General features: G+C 73.3%; 16 protein-coding genes. 11 read left to right on the forward strand and 5 right to left on the reverse strand.

Features of this window, described 5'->3' with window-relative positions:
• Positions 1–751: 751 nt before the first annotated feature.
• Complete coding sequence (locus AB8A24_RS40560; RefSeq protein WP_369479006.1) at positions 752–1,606, forward strand: tetratricopeptide repeat protein; 855 nt, start codon at positions 752–754, stop codon at positions 1,604–1,606.
• Between the two features lie 67 nt (positions 1,607–1,673).
• On the opposite strand, the gene AB8A24_RS40565 is transcribed toward AB8A24_RS40560, so the two are convergent.
• A complete protein-coding gene (locus AB8A24_RS40565) occupies positions 1,674–2,945 on the reverse strand; it encodes a DUF1015 domain-containing protein (RefSeq protein ID WP_328963867.1) in 1,272 nt (423 codons plus the stop codon).
• Between the two features lie 87 nt (positions 2,946–3,032).
• Here AB8A24_RS40565 and AB8A24_RS40570 point away from each other — a divergent pair, with 87 nt between their 5' ends.
• From AB8A24_RS40570 to AB8A24_RS40585, 4 genes are all read left to right on the forward strand, one after another.
• A complete protein-coding gene (locus tag AB8A24_RS40570) occupies positions 3,033–4,103 on the forward strand; it encodes an HAD-IIA family hydrolase (protein WP_328963868.1) in 1,071 nt (356 codons plus the stop codon).
• A 49-nt stretch (positions 4,104–4,152) separates the two neighbouring features.
• Positions 4,153–5,220 carry an iron chelate uptake ABC transporter family permease subunit gene (locus AB8A24_RS40575; RefSeq protein ID WP_328963869.1) on the forward strand — a complete coding sequence of 356 codons (1,068 nt, stop codon included), beginning with the start codon at positions 4,153–4,155 and terminating at the stop codon, positions 5,218–5,220.
• Between the two features lie 77 nt (positions 5,221–5,297).
• Positions 5,298–6,317, forward strand: a complete 1,020-nt coding sequence (locus AB8A24_RS40580) for an iron chelate uptake ABC transporter family permease subunit (RefSeq protein WP_328966039.1) — start codon at positions 5,298–5,300, stop codon at positions 6,315–6,317.
• A gap of 5 nt (positions 6,318–6,322) precedes the next feature.
• Entirely contained in the window at positions 6,323–7,147 is an 825-nt protein-coding gene (locus tag AB8A24_RS40585) for an ABC transporter ATP-binding protein (RefSeq protein WP_328963870.1), read from the forward strand.
• Between the two features lie 203 nt (positions 7,148–7,350).
• Here the strand turns inward: AB8A24_RS40585 and AB8A24_RS40590 are convergent, their stop codons facing one another.
• Positions 7,351–7,698, reverse strand: coding sequence for an SCP2 sterol-binding domain-containing protein (locus AB8A24_RS40590; RefSeq protein WP_266389940.1), 348 nt, complete (start codon positions 7,696–7,698; stop codon positions 7,351–7,353).
• Positions 7,699–7,762: 64 nt separating this feature from the next.
• Between AB8A24_RS40590 and AB8A24_RS40595 the strand changes: the two genes are divergently transcribed.
• The 5 genes from AB8A24_RS40595 (at position 7,763) to AB8A24_RS40615 (ending at position 12,968) form a co-directional block, all read left to right on the forward strand.
• Complete coding sequence (locus AB8A24_RS40595; protein ID WP_266389937.1) at positions 7,763–8,032, forward strand: hypothetical protein; 270 nt, start codon at positions 7,763–7,765, stop codon at positions 8,030–8,032.
• Between the two features lie 7 nt (positions 8,033–8,039).
• Positions 8,040–8,855, forward strand: coding sequence for a TlyA family RNA methyltransferase (locus AB8A24_RS40600; protein WP_369479005.1), 816 nt, complete (start codon positions 8,040–8,042; stop codon positions 8,853–8,855).
• The gene (locus AB8A24_RS40605; protein WP_328963874.1) at positions 8,852–9,805 is read left to right on the forward strand and encodes an NAD kinase; all 954 of its coding nucleotides are present in this window, start codon (positions 8,852–8,854) and stop codon (positions 9,803–9,805) included. Before AB8A24_RS40600 ends, AB8A24_RS40605 begins: the two co-directional genes overlap by 4 nt.
• 107 nt (positions 9,806–9,912) lie before the next feature.
• Positions 9,913–11,637 carry a DNA repair protein RecN gene (gene recN, locus AB8A24_RS40610; protein ID WP_328966040.1) on the forward strand — a complete coding sequence of 575 codons (1,725 nt, stop codon included), beginning with the start codon at positions 9,913–9,915 and terminating at the stop codon, positions 11,635–11,637.
• Between the two features lie 206 nt (positions 11,638–11,843).
• Entirely contained in the window at positions 11,844–12,968 is a 1,125-nt protein-coding gene (locus AB8A24_RS40615; RefSeq protein ID WP_328963875.1) for a glycosyltransferase family 4 protein, read from the forward strand.
• Positions 12,969–13,179: 211 nt separating this feature from the next.
• On the opposite strand, the gene AB8A24_RS40620 is transcribed toward AB8A24_RS40615, so the two are convergent.
• From AB8A24_RS40620 to AB8A24_RS40630, 3 genes are all read right to left on the reverse strand, one after another.
• On the reverse strand, positions 13,180–14,799 hold the full coding sequence (locus AB8A24_RS40620) for a PucR family transcriptional regulator (protein ID WP_328963876.1): 1,620 nt from the start codon (positions 14,797–14,799) through the stop codon (positions 13,180–13,182).
• A gap of 35 nt (positions 14,800–14,834) precedes the next feature.
• Complete coding sequence (locus AB8A24_RS40625) at positions 14,835–16,217, reverse strand: FAD-binding oxidoreductase (protein WP_328963877.1); 1,383 nt, start codon at positions 16,215–16,217, stop codon at positions 14,835–14,837.
• A 106-nt stretch (positions 16,218–16,323) separates the two neighbouring features.
• Complete coding sequence (locus AB8A24_RS40630) at positions 16,324–18,135, reverse strand: glycoside hydrolase family 15 protein (RefSeq protein ID WP_266486494.1); 1,812 nt, start codon at positions 18,133–18,135, stop codon at positions 16,324–16,326.
• A gap of 464 nt (positions 18,136–18,599) precedes the next feature.
• On the opposite strand from AB8A24_RS40630, the gene AB8A24_RS40635 reads away from it, so the two are divergent.
• Positions 18,600–18,692, forward strand: a 93-nt coding sequence (locus AB8A24_RS40635) for a hypothetical protein (protein WP_189829269.1), incomplete at its 3' end; no start/stop codon positions are given.

An 18,692-nucleotide genomic window follows, 5' to 3' on the forward strand; every position in this document is an offset into this window, starting at 1 on the left:
AGCGTTCAACGCTGGACCAAGGGTCCTTTTTTGTTTTTCACCTCTTTACGCCGAAGCGCGGCCATGGGTTGGTTGCGCGAGAATGACTAGCGGTACCCCGAAGACAGGAGTCACACCCATGTCCAACTCTCCCGACGATCGTCCGGAGCGCGAGCCTCGGCGCAACGACGGCGGTGACAGGGGCGGCTACCGCGGGGGCCGTGACGACCGTGGTGGCGACCGTCCCCCGTTCCGTCGTGACGACCGTGGTGCCAGTGGCCGGCCGTCCAGCAGCGGTGGCGGCTTCCGCCGCGATGACCGTGGTGGGCGTCCTTCCGGTGGTGGCGGCGGTTTCCGTCGTGACGACCGCGGTGGCGACCGCCCGTCCTACCCGCGCCGTGACGACGACCGTGGTGGCCGTCCTTCCGGTGGTGCCGGCGGCGGTGGCGGCGGTTTCCGCCGTGACGACCGCGGTGGCGACCGTCCCTCGTACCCGCGCCGTGACGACGACCGCGGTGGGTTCCGTGGCGGCCGTGACGACCGTGGCGGCGACCGCCCGTCCTACCCGCGCCGCGACGACCGCGGTGGCGACCGCGGTGGCGACCGTGGCGGGTTCCGTGGTGGCCGTGACGATCGCGGTGGTGACCGTGGTGGCTACCGTGGCCGCGATGACCGCGGCGGCGACCGCGACTTCCGCGCGGACCGCGACCGGGACCCGGTCAAGCGGCTTCCGATCGACGAGGACGTCACCGGCTTCGAGATCGACGCCGATGTGCGTCAGGAGCTGCTGAGCCTGCCCAAGGGCCTGGCCGAAGAGGTTTCCAAGAACCTCGTCATGGTCGCGCGGCTGATCGACGACGAGCCCGAGCAGGCGTACGCGTACTCGCGCATCGCCCTGCGGCTGGCCTCCCGCGTCGCCGCCGTCCGCGAGGCCGCCGGCTTCGCCGCGTACGCCACGCAGAAGTACAGCGAGGCCCTCGCGGAGTTCCGTGCCGCCAAGCGCATGACCGGCTCCGTCGAGCTGTGGCCCGTCATGGCCGACTGCGAGCGCGGCCTCGGCCGTCCGGAGCGGGCACTGGCCATGGCCGGCGAGCCCGAGGTGCAGAAGCTGGACAAGGCCGGTCAGGTCGAGATGCGTCTGGTCGCGGCCGGTGCCCGGCGGGACCAGGGGCAGCTCGAAGCCGCCATCGTGACCCTGCAGAGCCCGGAGCTGGCCTCCAGCTCCGTCCAGCCCTGGACCGCGCGCCTGCGGTACGCCTACGCCGACGCCCTGCTGGCGGCCGGTCGTGAGGACGAGGCGCGCGAGTGGTTCGGCAAGACCCTCGAGGCGGACAAGGACGGGTCCACCGACGCCTCCGACCGTCTCGCCGAGCTCGACGGTGTCGAGTTCGTCGACGCCTCGATCGACCTGTCCGACCTCGCGGATGCCGAGGACGAGGACGACGACGAGGACGAGCACGAGGACGAGGACGAGGACGAGGACGAGGACGCCGCGGAGATCGCCGCGGCCGAGCGCGCCTCCGACGTCGCCGAGTACTACGACGAGGACGACGAGGAGTACGAGCCGCTGGAGCAGTCCGCGGCCGACGCCGACGCCGACGCCGATGTCGAGGACGACAAGGCCTGAGGCACGGTGACATGAAGAAGGGCGGTACCCCGGTCGGGGTACCGCCCTTCTTCATGTCCGGAGGAGATCAGCCCAGGCCGCGCAGGACCAGGCCGGTGGCCGGTTTCGGTCCGAAGGACGTGGACTTGCGGGGCATGGTGACGCCTTGGCGGGCCAGGTCCCGTACGACTTCCTCGCGCACGGGATGCAGCAGCACCGCCGTGCCGCCGTGCCGCTCGGCCATGGCCACGGTGGACGCGGCGTCGTGGATGTACGTGATCTGGTCGGGGGCGTCCGGGATGTGCCAGAGGGCGTCGAGCAGGGTCGCGTGCAGGACCGTGGCGTCCAGCCGGCGCCAGGCCTCGGGACGGTCGTGGCGGACCGTGGTGTCGAGGAGCGCCAGATCGGGGTCGGTGACCAGGTGGAACGCACCGTCGCCGGCGAGGAGGAAGGCGTTGCCGCGTTCCGAGGCGTCCGCGAGGGCGTCCAGGGCCAGCGGGAGCGGCCCGTCGACCGGGCGGACGCGGAAGTGGCCGTCGAGGGCGGCGAGGGCGTCCGCCACCGGGAGGCGGCGCAGCATCCGGTGGATGGCGCGGACCTGGAGCGGATAGCGGGCGGTGTCCACGAGGAGGACCAGGCCGAAGTCCCAGGCGGTGGGGGAGCCGTGCTCCTCCTGGAGACGCAGGTACGTCGCCCAGCGGTGGTGGCCGTCGGCGATGAGGGCCTGGCGGTCGCTGAGGTCCGCCGTGACGATGGCGAGTTCGGCCGGATCCGTGATGGCCCACAGGCGGTGCTGGAAGCCGTCCTCGGTGGTCGTCGACAGGAGGGGGGCGAGCTGGGCGGTCCGTTCGACGACCTCGGCCGCTCCCGTGCCGGGGTCGTCGCCCCGGTAGGTGAGCAGGAGGGGTTCGAGGTTGGCGGAGGTCGCCCGCATCAGGCCGGCCCGGTCGGTGACCACGTCCGGCATGACGTCCTCGTGCGGCAGGACGATGCCGGCGTCGGCGGTGGACAGGGCGAGGGCGCCGATGAGGCCGCGCTGGAGCAGGCCGGCCCGGCGCTGCTCGTACACGTAGAGCGCGGGCTCGGGGTCGGCGCTGAGGATGCCTTCGGCGAGCCAGTCCTGCAGGGTGCGCGCGGCCTGCTCGTTGCGCGCGGCCGGGGTACCCGCCTGGGGGAGGATCAGGCGGACGATGTTGTGCGGGTCGGCGGATTCGAGGTGGTCGACTCCGTCGGGGCGCACGACCACGTCGTACGGCGGCGAGGTGACGGCGGCCAGGCTGCCGACACGCTCGGGGACGTAACGCAGGCCATGGAACGGGATCAGGCGCAGCCCATGCTCCGCGGTACCAGATGTGGTCATTGGTGCATGGTAAGACGCGTCTCGCCATGCGGGATGATCGGGGCAGTACGGAATCGGACAAGGTCGATCTCATGAGGAGCGGACAGGATGACCCGGCAGAACAGGACCAGTCCCGCGGCGAGTGAGCAGAGTCTGCACCAGGCCTACGACACCGCCCTCCTGGACCTGGACGGGGTGGTGTACGCGGGCGGTGAGGCCATCGCGTACGCGGTGGAGTCCCTCGCCGCGGCCCGGGCGGACGGCATGCACCTCGCGTACGTCACGAACAACGCGCTGCGGACGCCGGACGCGGTCGCGGAGCACCTGGGAGAGCTGGGCATCCCGACGGAGGCGGCCGAGGTGATCACCTCGGCGCAGGCGGTGGCCCGGCTGATCGCGGAGCAGGTGGAGCCGGGGTCGAAGGTGCTGGTGATCGGCGGGGACGGGCTGCGGGTCGCGCTCCGCGAGCGGGGTCTGGTGCCGGTGGACTCGGCCGAGGAGGAGGGGCTCGCGGCGGTCGTCCAGGGGTACGGGGGTCCCGACCTGCCGTGGGGGCGGTTCGCGGAGGCCTCGTACGCGATCAACCGCGGGGTGCCGTGGTTCGCGTCCAACACCGACCTGACGATTCCGGGGGCGCGGGGGATCGCGCCGGGCAACGGGGCCGCGGTGGAGGTCGTACGGATCGCCACGGGCGCGGAGCCGCAGGTGGCGGGCAAGCCGCTGCCCCCGATGCACCGGGAGACGGTGCTGCGTACCGGGGCGGAGCGGCCGCTGGTCGTCGGGGACCGACTGGACACCGACATCGAGGGTGCCTTCAACGGGGAGGTGGACTCGCTGCTGGTGCTGACCGGGGTCACGGACGCCGAGCAGCTGCTGCGGGCCGAGCCCAGGCACCGTCCGACCTATGTGGACCGGGATCTGCGGGGGTTGCTGACCGGGCAGCCGGAGGTGGAGCCGTTCGCGGAGGGTTTCCGCTGCGGCGGCTGGACGGCGGTCGCGACGAACGGCGGCGTGCTGGAGCTGCGGGAGCACGGGGAGAACGGGCAGGGCACGGAGACCGGGGGGACGGGGGATCCGCTCGACGGCCTGCGGGCGTTGTGCGCGGCGGCCTGGACCGCGGCCGGCGACGGGGTCTGCACGCTCGACGCGGCGAAGGCACTGGCCAGGCTGGGTCTTTAGGGCCGTCCGGGGGACCCGCCCGTGCGGAGGGTAGGTTAGCCTAACCTGCGTGTTGGTCGAGAGTCCCCCTGAACCCGAACGGAGCGCGGCGCCCGACAAGGGCGCCGACGCCGCCGTAGCCCGCCCGCGCCGTGCCGCGCGCGCCGCCGGCCTGCTCGCCGCTCTCGCGGTGCTGGCACTGATCGCCGTCGTGAGCATCGCCGTGGGCGCCAAGCAGATGTCCCTGGACGAGGTCTGGCACGGCCTGTTCGCCTACGCGGGAACGCCCAACGACGTGGTGGTGCGGGACCTGCGGATCCCGCGCACCCTGCTCGGGCTGATGGTCGGGCTCGGACTCGGCCTGTCCGGTGCCGTGATGCAGGCGCTGACCCGCAACCCGCTGGCCGAACCCGGCATCCTCGGCGTCAACGCCGGTGCCGCGGCCGCCGTGGTCTCCGCCATCAGCTTCTTCGGCGCGACCTCGCTGAGCGAGTTCGTGTGGTGGGCCTTCCTCGGCGCCGCCTTCGTCTCGGTCCTCGTGTACGTGCTCGGCGGCAGCCGCAGCGCCACCCCGGTACGCCTCGCGCTCGCCGGTACGGCGGCCAGCGCGGCGCTCGTCGGCTACATCAACGCCGTGCAGCTGATGGACAGCAAGGCGCTGGACAAGCTGCGCTTCTGGACGGTGGGTTCGCTCGCCTCGGCCAACATGGACACCGTCCGGCAGGTGGCCCCCTTCCTGCTCGTCGGCGCGGTGCTCGCGCTGGTGCTGGGCCGGCCGCTCAACGCGATGGCGATGGGCGACGACACGGCGCGGGCACTCGGCGCGCACCTGACGCGGACCCGGATCGGCGCCATGGTCGCCATCACCCTGCTGTGCGGTGCGGCGACCGCCGCGTGCGGGCCCATCGTGTTCATCGGGCTGATGGTCCCGCACCTCGTCCGGGCCTTCACCGGCCCCGACATGCGCTGGGTGCTCGCGTACTCGGCCGTCCTGTCGCCGGTCCTGCTGCTCAGCTCCGACATCATCGGCCGGGTCGTCACCCGGCCCGCCGAACTGCAGGTCGGCGTCGTGACCGCGCTCATCGGCGGCCCGGTCTTCATCTACCTGGTTCGGCGCAAGAGGATGGCCCAGCTGTGACCGCGACCGCGACCGAGACGTCGACCGGAACCGCGACCGACGCCCCGCGCAAGGGCCGCCGGTCCGGACCCCGTCCGCTGCACCTGCCCGGCGGGGTCTCGCTGCGCGTCGAACGGCGCGCCCTGGCCGTCGGGGTCCTGCTGACCGTCGCGGCGCTCGCGATGTCCGTCGTGCTCATCGGCACCGGCGACTTCGAGATCGCGCCGTGGGACGTCGTACAGACCCTGCTCGGCAACGGCACCCCCGCCACCGACTTCATCGTCAACGACCTGCGGCTGCCGCGGGCCCTGGTCGCGCTGCTCGTCGGCGCGGCGCTCGGGATCTCCGGAGCCGTCTTCCAGTCCGTCTCCCGCAACCCGCTGGGCTCCCCGGACCTGCTCGGCTTCGGCTACGGCTCGGCGGTCGGCGCGCTCGTCGTCATCATCCTGTTCAAGGGCGGCGCCACCGAGGTGGCCGTCGGCGCGCTGGTCGGCGGTCTGCTGGCCGGAGCCGCCGTCTACCTGCTCGCCTACAAGCAGGGCATCCAGGGCTACCGGCTGGTGCTGGTCGGCATCGGCGCCTCCGCCGTGCTCGTCGCCGTGATCCAGTACCTGATCACGAAGGCCCAGTTGATCGAGGCCACGCGCGCCATGGTCTGGCTGACCGGCTCGCTGGCCGGCCGGGACTGGGCGCAGGTGTGGCCGCTGCTCGCGGTGTGCGCGGTGCTCTTCCCGCTGGTCCTCGGGCAGGGCAGGGCCCTGCGGATGATGGAGATGGGCGACGACGCCGCGTACGCGCTCGGGGTGCGGGTGGAGCGGACGCGGCTGCTGCTGATGTTCGCGGCGATCCTGCTCACCACCGCGGCGAGCGCGGCGGCCGGGCCCATCAGTTTCGTCGCGCTGGCCGCGCCGCAGCTGGCCCGGCGGCTGACCCGCTCGCCCGGCGGGAACCTGGTGAACGCCGCCCTGATGGGGTCGGTGCTGCTGATGGTGTCCGACTGGGCCTCGCAGCGGGCCTTCGGCGCCGATCAGCTGCCGGTGGGTGTGGTGACCGGCCTCGTCGGCGGTGTCTACCTGCTCTGGCTGCTCGTCACCGAGCGCAAGGCGGGACGTATATGAACCTGATGAGGAGTACCCAAGTGCAGCGGCTGACCGCGCAGAACGTGACCCTCGGCTACGACCAGCGGGTCATCGCCGAGAACCTGTCGGTGGAGATCCCCGACAACTCCTTCACGGTGATCGTCGGCCCCAACGCCTGCGGCAAGTCCACGCTGCTGCGGGCCCTGTCGCGGATGCTGAAGCCGTCCACCGGGCGGGTGCTGCTGGACGGGCAGGCCATCGGGTCGATGCCCGCGAAGAAGGTCGCCAAGACCCTGGGCCTGCTCCCGCAGTCCTCGATCGCGCCCGACGGCATCACGGTGGCCGACCTGGTCTCGCGCGGCCGGTACCCGCATCAGGGGCTGCTGCGGCAGTGGTCGGCCGAGGACGAGCGGATCGTGAACGAGTCGATGGCCTCGACCGGGGTCGCCGAGCTCGCGGACCGGGCCGTGGACGAGCTGTCCGGTGGGCAGCGGCAGCGCGTGTGGATCGCGATGGCGCTGGCCCAGCAGACGCCGCTGCTGCTGCTCGACGAGCCGACGACGTACCTGGACATCCAGCACCAGATCGATGTGCTGGACCTGTGCGCGGAGCTGCACGAGACGCAGGGGCGGACGCTGGTGGCGGTGCTGCACGACCTGAACCACGCGGCCCGGTACGCGACGCATCTGATCGCGATGCGGGGCGGGAAGGTCGTCGCGGAGGGGCCGCCGGCGGAGGTGGTCACCGCGGAGCTCGTGGAGAAGGTGTTCGGGCTGCGCTGTCAGGTGATCCCGGATCCGGAGACGGGAACGCCGCTGGTGGTTCCGGCGGCGCGCAAGGCCCGTGTGGTGGCCCGGGTCGCCGAGTAGCCCTCCGGGCCGCGCGGTGTCGTGCCGCCGGTGCGGCGCCGTTGCCGGGGGCGCCGTCCCCGGACCCCCGCGCCTCAAACGCCGGCGGGGCTGAAAAGACCGGGGCTCCGCCCCAGACCCCGCGCCTCAAACGCCGGCGGGCTGGAGAGTGCCGGCGGGGCTGGAGAGTGCCGCGGGGCTGGACGAGGGGGAGTGCGGCTCGGCTAGAGCATCGTTTTGAGGCGGAGGAGGTCGCGGAAGCCGGCTTCGAGTTTGACTCGGCCCGAGGCCCAGGCCTTCGCGAACTTCAGCTCGCCCGCGACCAGGGCCACGAGGTCGTCGCCCGTCATCGCGAGCCGGATCTCCGCCTTCTTCGCGGGCGGGCCCGGGGCGACCGCGTCCACCCGGATCCGGCCCGTGTCGAGGCGGCCTGTGAACGTCTGGTCGAGGTCGGTGATGTGGCAGCTCAGGGAGCGGTCGAACGCGGCCGCGCCGCGCACGCCGTCGTCGGCCCGTGCGAGATTGCCGGAGAGGTTGTCGAGTGCTTCACGGCACTCCTGGATCGTAGCCATCGTGATCACGACCGTACCGCAGAGCCATGCGTGGTCGCGGAGCGCTTCGGGGTAGCGTCGGGGCATGACCGACGAAGCCGCCGACCCCCGAGTCGAAGCCGCCGCCGAGCCCGCCGAGCCCGCCGAGCCCGCCGAGCCCGTGGCGCTGGGCGTCGTACGCACGCCCACCGGCCACGCCGGCGTGGACGCGCACCTGGCGCGGCTGGCGGACGCCGACCACCTCGCGGCGGACGGACACGTCGAGGTGTACGAGGATGTCCACCGGGGGCTGCGTGAGGCGCTGACCGCGCTGGACGCACCGCCCGTCCCCGGACCGTACGAAAACAGGAGCTGAACCGAACGTGGCAGGAGTGGCACGCCGCCGCCTGGACGCCGAACTGGTACGCCGCAGCATGGCCCGCTCGCGCGAGCACGCCGCACAGCTGATCGCCGCGGGCCGGGTGACCGTGGGCGGCACCACCGCGACCAAGCCGGCCACCCAGGTCGAGACCAGCGCGGCCCTGGTGGTCCGCAAGGACGACAGCGACCCCGACTACGTCTCCCGGGGCGGCCACAAGCTGGCCGGCGCGCTGGCGGCCTTCCAGCCGCAGGGGCTGGCCGTCGAGGGTCGCCGCGCGCTGGACGCCGGCGCCTCCACCGGCGGGTTCACCGACGTGCTGCTGCGCTCGGGCGTGGCCCACGTGATGGCCGTGGACGTCGGCTACGGGCAGCTGGCCTGGTCGCTGCAGAGCGACGACCGGGTCACGGTCAAGGACCGTACGAACGTGCGCGAGCTGACGGTGGAGCAGCTCGACGGGCTTCCCGTCGACCTGGTCGTCGGCGACCTGTCCTTCATCTCCATCGGTCTGGTGCTGCCGGCGCTGGTGCGCTGCTGCGCGCCGGACGCGGACCTGGTGCTGATGGTCAAGCCGCAGTTCGAGGTCGGCAAGGACCGGCTGGGCAGTGGTGGCGTGGTGCGCAGCCCGGAGTTGCGGGCCGAGGCCGTGCGCGAGGTCGCGGCGCAGGCGGCGAAGCTGGGACTGGGTGTTCTCGGAGTGACGGCGAGTCCGCTGCCGGGGCCGTCGGGGAACGTCGAGTACTTTCTGTGGCTGCGGGTGGGGGCACCGGCCCTCGACCCGGCGGATGTTGACCGTGCAGTGGCGGAGGGGCCGCAGTGACAGATTCATCGGGTACAGCGGGATCGGGTTCGAGTTCGGGTTCTGGGCTTTCGGGGGAAGGGCGGACGGTCTTCCTGCTCGCGCACACCGGACGGCCGGCGGCCATCCGCAGCGCCGAGCTGGTGGTGCAGGGGCTGCTCAGATGCGGGCTGGGCGTGCGCGTCATGGAGCACGAGGCGGTGGACCTGCCGCTGCCACCCGAGGTGGAGCTGGTCACCGAGTTCACCCCGGGGGCCCTCGACGGCTGTGAGCTGCTCATCGTGCTCGGCGGTGACGGGACCCTGCTGCGGGGCGCGGAGTTCGCGCGCGCCTCGGGGGTGCCGATGCTGGGCGTCAACCTGGGCCGGGTGGGGTTCCTCGCCGAGGCCGAACGCGACGACCTGGACAAGGTCGTGGACCGGGTGGTGGCGCGCTCGTACGAGGTCGAGGAGCGGATGACCCTCGACGTGATCGTGCGGACGAACGGCGATGTGGTCCACCGGGACTGGGCGCTGAACGAGGCCGCGGTCCAGAAGGTGTCCCCGGAGCGGATGCTGGAGGTGGTCCTGGAGATCGACGGGCGTCCGGTGACCGGCTTCGGTTGCGACGGGATCGTCTGCGCGACTCCGACGGGCTCCACGGCCTACGCCTTCTCCGCGGGCGGGCCGGTGGTCTGGCCGGAGGTGGAGGCGCTGCTGATGGTGCCGATCAGCGCGCACGCGCTGTTCGCGAAGCCGCTGGTGACCTCGCCGACCTCGGTGCTGGCGGTCGAGGTGCAGAACGGCACTCCGCACGGCGTGCTGTGGTGTGACGGGCGGCGCACGCTGGAGCTGCCCGCCGGGGCGCGGGTCGAGGTACGGCGGGGTGCCGTGCCGGTGCGGCTCGCCCGGCTGCACCACGCGTCCTTCACGGACCGGCTCGTCGCCAAGTTCGCGCTGCCGGTGTCGGGTTGGCGTGGGGCGCCGCACTGAGGCGCAGCTCACACGTCTCTAATAGCACATTCGTTCGAACAGCTGGGAACGGGTGACGTCACATGGCACCCATGAAACCTCGGTATCGTCGTCCCGTGCTTGAGGAGATGCGGATACGGTCGCTCGGGGTCATCGACGACGCGGTGGTCGAGCTGTCGCCCGGATTCACCGCGGTGACCGGCGAGACCGGCGCGGGCAAGACGATGGTCGTCACCAGCCTCGGGCTGCTGCTCGGCGGTCGCGCCGACCCGGCCCTGGTGCGGATCGGGGCCAAGGCGGCGGTGGTCGAGGGCCGCATCGTCATGCGCCCGGACGCCCCCGCCGCCGTACGCGCCGAGGAGGCCGGGGCCGAGCTCGACGACGGCGCCCTGCTGATCAGTCGGACCGTGTCCGCCGAGGGCCGCTCGCGCGCCCACGTCGGCGGCCGCTCCGTGCCCGTCGGCCTGCTCGGCGAACTCGCCGACGACCTGGTCGCCGTACACGGGCAGACCGACCAGCAGGGGCTGCTGCGCCCCGCCCGGCAGCGGCAGGCGCTCGACCGGTATGCCGGGGACGCCGTCGCCGTCCCCCTGGAGAAGTACGGATCGGCCTACCGCAGGCTCCGCGCGGTCGCCGTCGAGCTGGAGGAGATCACCACCCGGGCCCGGGAACGCGCCCAGGAGGCCGACCTGCTGCGCTTCGGACTGGACGAGATCGCGGCCGTGGAACCCGTGGCCGGCGAGGACGCCGAGCTCGCGGCCGAGGCGGAACGGCTCGGGCACGCCGAATCGCTGGCCTCGGCGGCGCAGCTGGCGCACGCCGCGCTCGCGGGCAACCCCGAGGACCCGGAGGCCATCGACGCCAACATGCTCGTCGCCGGCGCCCACCGGGCGCTGGAATCCGTACGCTCCCACGACCCGGCCCTCGGCGCGCTCGCCGAACGGATCGGGGAGCTGGGCATCCTGCTGTCCGACGTGGCCGGGGAACTGGCCGGCTACGCCGACGACCTCGACGCCGATCCGCTGCGACTGGCCGCGGTCGAGGAGCGGCGGGCCGCCCTGACGCAGCTCACCCGCAAGTACGGCTCCGAGGGCACCGTGGACGCCGTACTGGAGTGGGCCGAACAGGGCGCGGCACGGCTGCTCGAACTGGACGGCGACGACGAGCGGATCACCGAACTGACCGCCGAGCGCGACGGGCTGCGCGATGAACTGTCCCTGCTGGCGCAGGCGTTGACGGACGCCCGGGTGGAGGCCGCGACCCGCTTCGCCTCCGCGGTGACGGAGGAGCTGGCCTCGCTGGCGATGCCGCACGCCCGCGTGACCATCGACGTCCGGCAGACGGACGACCCCGACGGGGTGGACGTGGACGGCCGCCCGGTCGCCTACGGCCCTTCGGGCGCGGACGAGGTCGAACTGCTGCTGGCCCCGCACCCCGGAGCCCAGCCGCGGCCGATCGCCAAGGGCGCCTCGGGCGGTGAGCTGTCCCGGGTGATGCTCGCCGTCGAGGTCGTCTTCGCGGGGTCCGACCCGGTACCCACCTACCTCTTCGACGAGGTCGACGCGGGCGTCGGCGGCAAGGCGGCGGTCGAGGTGGGCCGGCGGCTGGCGAAGCTGGCCAAGTCGGCGCAGGTCGTGGTCGTCACGCACCTGCCGCAGGTGGCGGCCTTCGCGGACCGTCAGCTGCTCGTCGAGAAGACCAACGACGGTTCCGTCACGCGCTCCGGGGTCACCGTCCTGGAGGGCGAGGACCGGATCCGCGAGCTGTCGCGCATGCTGGCCGGCCACGAGGACTCGGTCTCGGCGCGGGCGCACGCCGAGGAACTGCTGGCGGCGGCGCGCGCGGACGCGTGACATGGACGACCGTGGGGGCCCGGAACGCTCGGCGTTCCGGGCCCTACGCCGTGCCCGGGACGGCCTCGGGATAGTCCGTGTGGGTGAGGCTGAGGGGCATCCTGCGGTATCTCGTACGGGATCCGCACCCGTATGGTCCCGGAACGCGCGTGCGGACTGGCATCCTTGGCGACGTCTCTGACTCCCTCACCCTGGAGCTTCGGCCCGTGAGCAGCTCCCCGGTCTCCACCTCCCTCCCGGCCCAGCCCTACGGCCGGCCGCCGCTGCGCACCGTGCAAGTACTCGGCACCGGTGCGGGCGCGGGCAGCAGCGCGCACGTACGCTCGCTCGCGACCGGCCTCGCCGCGCGCGGGGTACGGGTCACGGTGTGCGCGCCCGTCCAGGCGGAGGGGGAGTACGACTTCACCGGCGCCGGCGCGCAGTTCGCCCCCGACGCGGTCAGCGTGCTGCGGGCCGCCTGCGCCGGGGCGGACCTCGTGCACGCGCACGGCGTACGCGCCGGGATGCGCGCCGCCCTGGCCATACGGGGGCGCCGGGTGCCGCTGGTGGTGAGCTGGCACGGCGAGGGCCCGACGGCGGCCGGAGCGCTCGGGCGGCTCAGCCGGATGCTGGAACGGCACGTCGCCCGCGCCGCGGCGGTGGTGCTCGGGGCCTCCTCGGACCAGGTGGACGTCGCACGGCGGCGGGGCGCCAAGGACGCGCGACTGGCCCCGGTGGCGGTACCGGCCGACCCGGCGGGTCCGGAGACGGCGGCCGACCCCGGCAAGGTACGGGCGGAACTCGGCGCGGTGGAACGGCCGCTGCTGATCGCCGTCGGCAGCCTGGTGCCGCACCGGGGGTACTCCGTCCTGCTCGACGCGGCACGGGAGTGGCGCGGCCTGGACCCGGCGCCGCTGCTGGTGATCGCGGGGGAGGGGCCGCTCCGGGCGGAGCTCTCCCGGCGGATCGAGGCGGAGGGGCTGCCGGTACGGCTGCTGGGGCGCCGCCGGGACGCGGCGCAGCTGCTGGCGGCGGCGGACCTGGCGGTGCTGCCGAGCCGGTGGGAGGCGCGGGCGCTGCTGGCGCAGGAGGCACTGCGGGCGGGCGTACCGCTGGTGGCCACGGCGGTGGGCGGTGTCCCGGAGCTGGTGGGTGAGGGCGCGGTCCTGGTCCCGCCGGGCGAGGCGGGGTCGCTCGCCTCGGCCGTGACCGGCCTGCTGGGCGATCCGGACCGCCGGGCGGCGCTGGCGGCCGCGGGGCGCGTGCAGGCCGCGACGTGGCCGTCGGAGGACGACACGGTGGCGCAGGTCCTGTCGGTCTACGACGAGCTGATGGAACGTACCCGCCGCTAGCCTCCCGGCCGGGCAGCGATCCGCCCGCACGGGCCCTGCCCGGCCCCGCGCCTCAATCGCCGGCGGCTCGATTCGGCCGGGCTGCGTCGTCAGGTGCTGCCCCGTTTCCGCCTCAATCGCCGGCGGGGCTCCTTTTGATCGACGGACGGAGTCCGGCGCAGCGGCGCGAAGCCGGGGAGGCCCGCCAGGGCCGAGGCGTGCGAGTGGCGCGTCAGGAAAGGGTGTGGCGGCGGGCGCGGAGGGCCAGGCTCAGGGAGAGGACCGTCTCCGGGTCGTCCAGGTCCGTGCCCAGGAGCTCCGAGATGCGCGCCAGCCGGTTGTACAGCGTCTGCCGGTTCAGGTGCAGCTCACGCGCCGTCTCAGCCTTGCGGCCAGCGTGGGCCAGGTACGTCTCCAGCGTGGGCAGGAGAGGGGGCCGGGACGTCGTGTCGTGCGTGCGCAGCGGGCCGATCGCGCGGTCCACGAAGGCCGCGAGGTCGGGGTGTTCGCGCAGCCGCCACAGCAGCAGGTCGATGTCCAGGCGCCGGGCGTCGTACCAGGGGCGGGCCGGCAGGCCGTGGGCCGCCGTGGCGGTCTCCCCGGCGTGTCGCAGGCCCGCCGAGGCGGCCGCCCAGCCACCCGCCACGCCGACGACCACCGCCGGCGGGGCGCCGGCCCGGTCCAGGCCCGCGCGTTCGACGCCCGCCCGCAGCGCGGCCGAGACCCGGTCCGCCACCGCCGTACGCTCCGACTCCGCACGCAGCGAGACCAGCAGCGGCACACGGCCCTCCACCGGGCGGACACCCAGCAGGACCGGGACGCCGACGGACGACAGCTCCTCCAGCACCGCACGGGCCAGGACGGCCCAGTTCCCGGACGGCCCGAGGTCCGAGGCCAGCCGCATCACCACCGGCAACAGCGGACCGCCGCCCGGCTTGAACCCCAGGACGCGGGCCTGCCCCGGGGCGTCCTCCGCCGAGATCCGGCCCTCCGCCAGGTCCGTCAGGAAGTCGCCGCGGCCGCGCGCCGCCAGCTCCTCCTCCTGCCGCGCCTGCATCAGGACGACGGCCAGGACGCCCGCCGTGCGTTCGGCCGCCATCCGGTGCACCGGGAGCAGCGGCGCCGAGACCCCGACCAGGACGACCCGGGCCCGGACCGAGCCGGTGCCGTGGCCCCCGCCCGGGACGTCGACCACCACCGTGTTCGTGGCGGGTTCGGCCTCGCGCTGGCCGCGTAGGCCCTCCCACACCTGGAGCGGGTCCGCCCCCGCGTCCCCCGCCGCGCTGCCGGCGGCGTACAGGAGCTGCCCGTCGGGGGTCTCCAGGAAGACCGGGTTCCCCGTGAAGTCGGCCAGGATCCGCAGGACCTGCGGGATGCCCCCACCGCCCAGCAGGGCCTCCGTACAGCGGCGGTGGACCTCCTCGGCCCGCTGGAGCAGGGCGTAGTGGTGGTTGACGATCTCGGTGTGGACCTCCTCCGTGACCGCGACGAAGGGGACCTCCCGGTGGAGCTGGACCAGGGGCAGCCCCGCCGAGCGCGCGGTCTCCACGATCGTGGCGGGCAGCCGGGTGAAGCGCGGTCCCAGTTCGACCACCAGGGCGGCGATCCCGCGGTCCGCGAGGCGGCGTACGAAGGCCCGCTGCTCGGCCGGCCGGGTGCCGAGCCCCAGGCCCGTGGTCAGCAGCAACTCACCGCCCTTGAGCAGGGAGGCGATGTTCGGGACCTCGCCCGCGTGCACCCAACGGACGGTCCGCCCCAGACGGTCGGCGCAGGCCACCACCTCCGGCAGTCCGCCGCGCAGCCCCGGCAGTTCCAGTGCCCGCTGAACCGTGATGCCGCCCTGGTTTTCCATATCGCGGGACGCTACCGGCACACCTGTGCCCATCGTCAGGCGGGCCGGATGTTGTGGTTGAAGCGGAAGACGTTGTCCGGGTCGTACTGCCGCTTCAGCGCGCCCAGCCGCTGCATGTTCTCGGTGCCGAGGCCCGAGACCACCCGCTCCGCGCCCTCGTCCCCGGTGAAGTTGAGGTAGACCGCGCCGGTGCTCCACGGCCGGGCGTCGGCGCGGACGTCCTTGACCCACTGCCGGCAGCGCTCGTCGTCGGCCGCGTCCTCCCAGATCCCGAACGGGTGCACCGCCCACGGCGAGTCGCGGTACGGCACCGGGTAGTCGGCCGGACCGGAGGCGATGGCGCCGCCCTGCGGGAAGACCAGGTGCTGGGTGCCGGTCGGTACCGGCATGGCCTCGGCGCGGGCGCAGAAGACGTCCACGAACGCGTCGGGACAGCCGGTGAGGTACTCGGCCGACCAGTAGTTCCGCATCCCCGGCGGGTCGTCGATCATGCACTGGAGATCGGCGTACGGGATGGCCGTGACGATCTCCGACTCGTGGGGGATCGCCAGCAGCGGTTCGGCCAACTTGCGCATCTCGTCCTCGGGGCCCGCGTACGTCAGCAGCGCCCCGGCCGACAGCCGACCGACCAGGTGCGGCGGGACGAACTCCTCGGGCGGGCCGGTGAGGTAGAGCGCGGCGCCCGAGGCCTCGGGCGGGGCGGCCTCGATGACGTCGCGGTACGTACGGACCACCTCGGGCCCGCGCTCCGGCAGGTACAGCAGGAACGCGATCGACATGGCGGGCAGTTCGTGCAGCCGCAGGGTCAGTGAGGTGGCGATGCCGAAGTTCCCGCCGCCTCCGTGCAGCCCCCAGAACAGCTCCGGGTGCTCCTCCGCGGTCGCGTGGACCAGTTCGCCCTCGGCGGTGACCAGGTCCACGCCGAGCAGGTTGTCCACGGCCAGACCGAACTTCCGGTCCAGCCAGCCGCTGCCGCCGCCCAGGACGTAGCCGCCGACGCCCGTGGTGGAGGCGCGGCCGCCGGTCGTCGCCAGCCCGTACGGCTCGCAGGCCCGGTCCAGGTGGCTCATCGTGGCCCCGCCCCCGATGTGCGCGGCCCCGGCCGCCGGATGGACCGTCACCTCGTGCATCCGGCGCAGGTCCACGACGAGGCCGCCGTCGTTGAGGGACATCCCGGCCACGCTGTGCCCGCCGCCGCGCACGGCGATGTTCAGGTCCAGTTCCCTCGCGAAACGCACGGCGGTCACCACGTCCGCCGTGCTCTCGCACCGGGCGATGACGGCGGGTCTGCGGTCGATCATCGCGTTGAAGAGGGTCCGGGCCTCGTCGTACCCCGGATCCTCCGGGGCGAAGACCTCGCCGGACAGGTCCTCGCGGAGCGCGGTCAAGGCCGCGCCCGCCTTCGACAGGGGAGCCATGGCTGCCCCTTCCACCGGGGGGAGGGCATAGGACCCTTCCAGCCTAGGCGCGGACGATCACCGGGGCGCGGCGAGAAAGTCCGCGCCCCCGGCGAGCCGCTCGCCGCTACCCGCCGTACGCCCCGCTGGCCGTCAGCCGCAGGGCCGTGTCGATCAGCGGAACGTGGCTGAAGGCCTGCGGGAAGTTCCCGACCTGCCGCTGGAGCCGCGGGTCCCACTCCTCCGCGAGCAGACCCAGGTCGTTGCGGAGCGACAGCAGCCGCTCGAACAGCCGCCGCGCCTCGTCGACGCGGCCGATCATCGCCAGGTCGTCGGCCATCCAGAACGAGCAGGCCAGGAAGGCCCCCTCGTCGCCCTCCAGGCCGTCCACGCCGGCCTCCTCGCCCGCCGTCGGGTAGCGCAGGATGAAACCGTCGGGCGTGGACAGCTCGCGCTGGATCGCCTCGATGGTGCCGATGACCCGCTTGTCGTCCGGCGGCAGGAAGCCCATCTGCGGGATCAGCAGCAGGGAGGCGTCCAGCTCCTTCGACCCGTACGACTGGGTGAAGGTGTTGCGCTCCTTGTCGTAGCCCTTCTCGCACACGTCCTGGTGGATCTCGTCGCGCAGCTCGCGCCACCGCTCCAGCGGGCCGTCCGCGTCCCCGCTCTCGATCAGCTTGATCGTGCGGTCCACGGCCACCCAGGCCATCACCTTCGAGTGCACGAAGTGGCGGCGCGGGCCGCGCACCTCCCAGATGCCCTCGTCCGGCTGGTCCCAGTGGGTCTCCAGGTAGCGGATCAGCTTGAGCTGCAGCAGCGAGGCGTAGTCGCTGCGGGCGAGCCCGGTCATGTGGCCCAGGTGCAGGGCCTCGGTGACCTCGCCGTACACGTCGAGCTGGAGCTGGCCCGCGGCGCCGTTGCCGACGCGGACCGGGCGGGAGTTCTCGTAGCCGGGCAGCCAGTCCAGCTCGGTCTCGCCGAGCTCCCGCTCGCCCGCGATCCCGTACATGATCTGCAGGTTCTCCGGGTCGCCGGCGACCGCGCGCAGCAGCCACTCGCGCCAGGCGCGGGCCTCCTCGCGGTATCCGGTGCGCAGCAGCGAGGAGAGGGTGATGGCCGCGTCGCGCAGCCAGGTGTAGCGGTAGTCCCAGTTGCGGACCCCGCCGATCTCCTCGGGGAGGGAGGTGGTCGGCGCGGCGACGATCCCGCCCGTGGGACCGTACGTGAGGGCCTTGAGGGTGATCAGCGAGCGGATCACGGCCTCCCGGTAGGGCCCGTGGTACGTGCACTGCTCGACCCACTCGCGCCAGAAGTCGGTGGTCGACTCCAGGGCCGCCTCGGCGTCGGGGGTCTCGGGCGCGTCGCGGTGCGAGGCCTGCCAGCTGATGCTGAAGGCCTTCCGGTCGCCCGGTCCGACGGTGAAGTCGGAGTACGTCGTCAGGTCCTTGCCGTAGGTCTGCGCGTCGGAGTCCAGCCAGACCGAGTCGGGGCCGGCGACGGCCACGGTGCGCCCGTCGACCCTGTGCACCCACGGCACGACCCGCCCGTAGCTGAAGCGCATCCGCAGCGCCGAGCGCATCGGCACCCGCCCGCTGATGCCCTCCACGATGCGGATCAGCTGCGGCGCGTGGTCCTCGCGCGGCGGCATGAAGTCGATCACGCGGACCTTGCCGCGCGGGGTGTCCCACTCCGACTCCAGCACCAGCGAGTCACCGCGGTAGCGGCGGCGTGTCGCACGCGGGGCCTCGGTGCCCGCCGGGAACGACGGGCCGATCCGCCAGAACCCGTGTTCCTCGGTGCCGAGAATGCTCGCGAACACGGCGTGCGAGTCGAAGCGTGGCAGGCACAGCCAGTCCACAGCCCCGTCCCGACAGACCAGTGCCGCGGTCTGCATGTCCCCGATCAGTGCGTAATCCTCGATGCGCCCGGACACGTGCATCTCCAGTCGAACGGCCACGTCCGCCCCGAAGGGCGCTTGCATTGCGCGGTTGCGCGGTCTCCTGTGTGCAGGGATCTCCGCGTGAGCCCATGATTCCGTATATCGGCTCGGTTAGGCCGTCTGACGGACTGCCCGGCGGTGATGTGTGCAATATCCGAGCAGGATATGACGGCACCCTAGTGATCTCCGTGAGCCCCGGAAGAATGCGGCTGGGCCGAACGGGTGAGCAGCGGCTCCGCCGCCCCGGCGCACTCGGGCGCCCCCGGCCGGGGCGGGCGCGCCGCGTGCCCGGAGGCGGACCCCGCCGGGCGCTGATAGGCTGGTACCCCGTGGACCGGTGGTCTGCCTGTGCGAATCAGGAGCCCCGAAACCGCAGCTTCGGCGCCCCCTGAGACCCTTCCGGATCGACGGTGGCCGGCGCCGGACGCACCTCACCTCGCGACCACGGGAGCCCCCTCTTGGCGATGCCGCCCAAATCCATGACGACCAAGCACATCTTCGTCACCGGGGGTGTCGCTTCCTCCCTCGGCAAGGGCCTGACGGCCTCCAGCCTGGGT

Origin of the sequence: Streptomyces sp. BF23-19, from assembly GCF_041106355.1 — a bacterium.
Classification (GTDB): Bacteria; Actinomycetota; Actinomycetes; order Streptomycetales; family Streptomycetaceae; genus Streptomyces; species Streptomyces virginiae_A.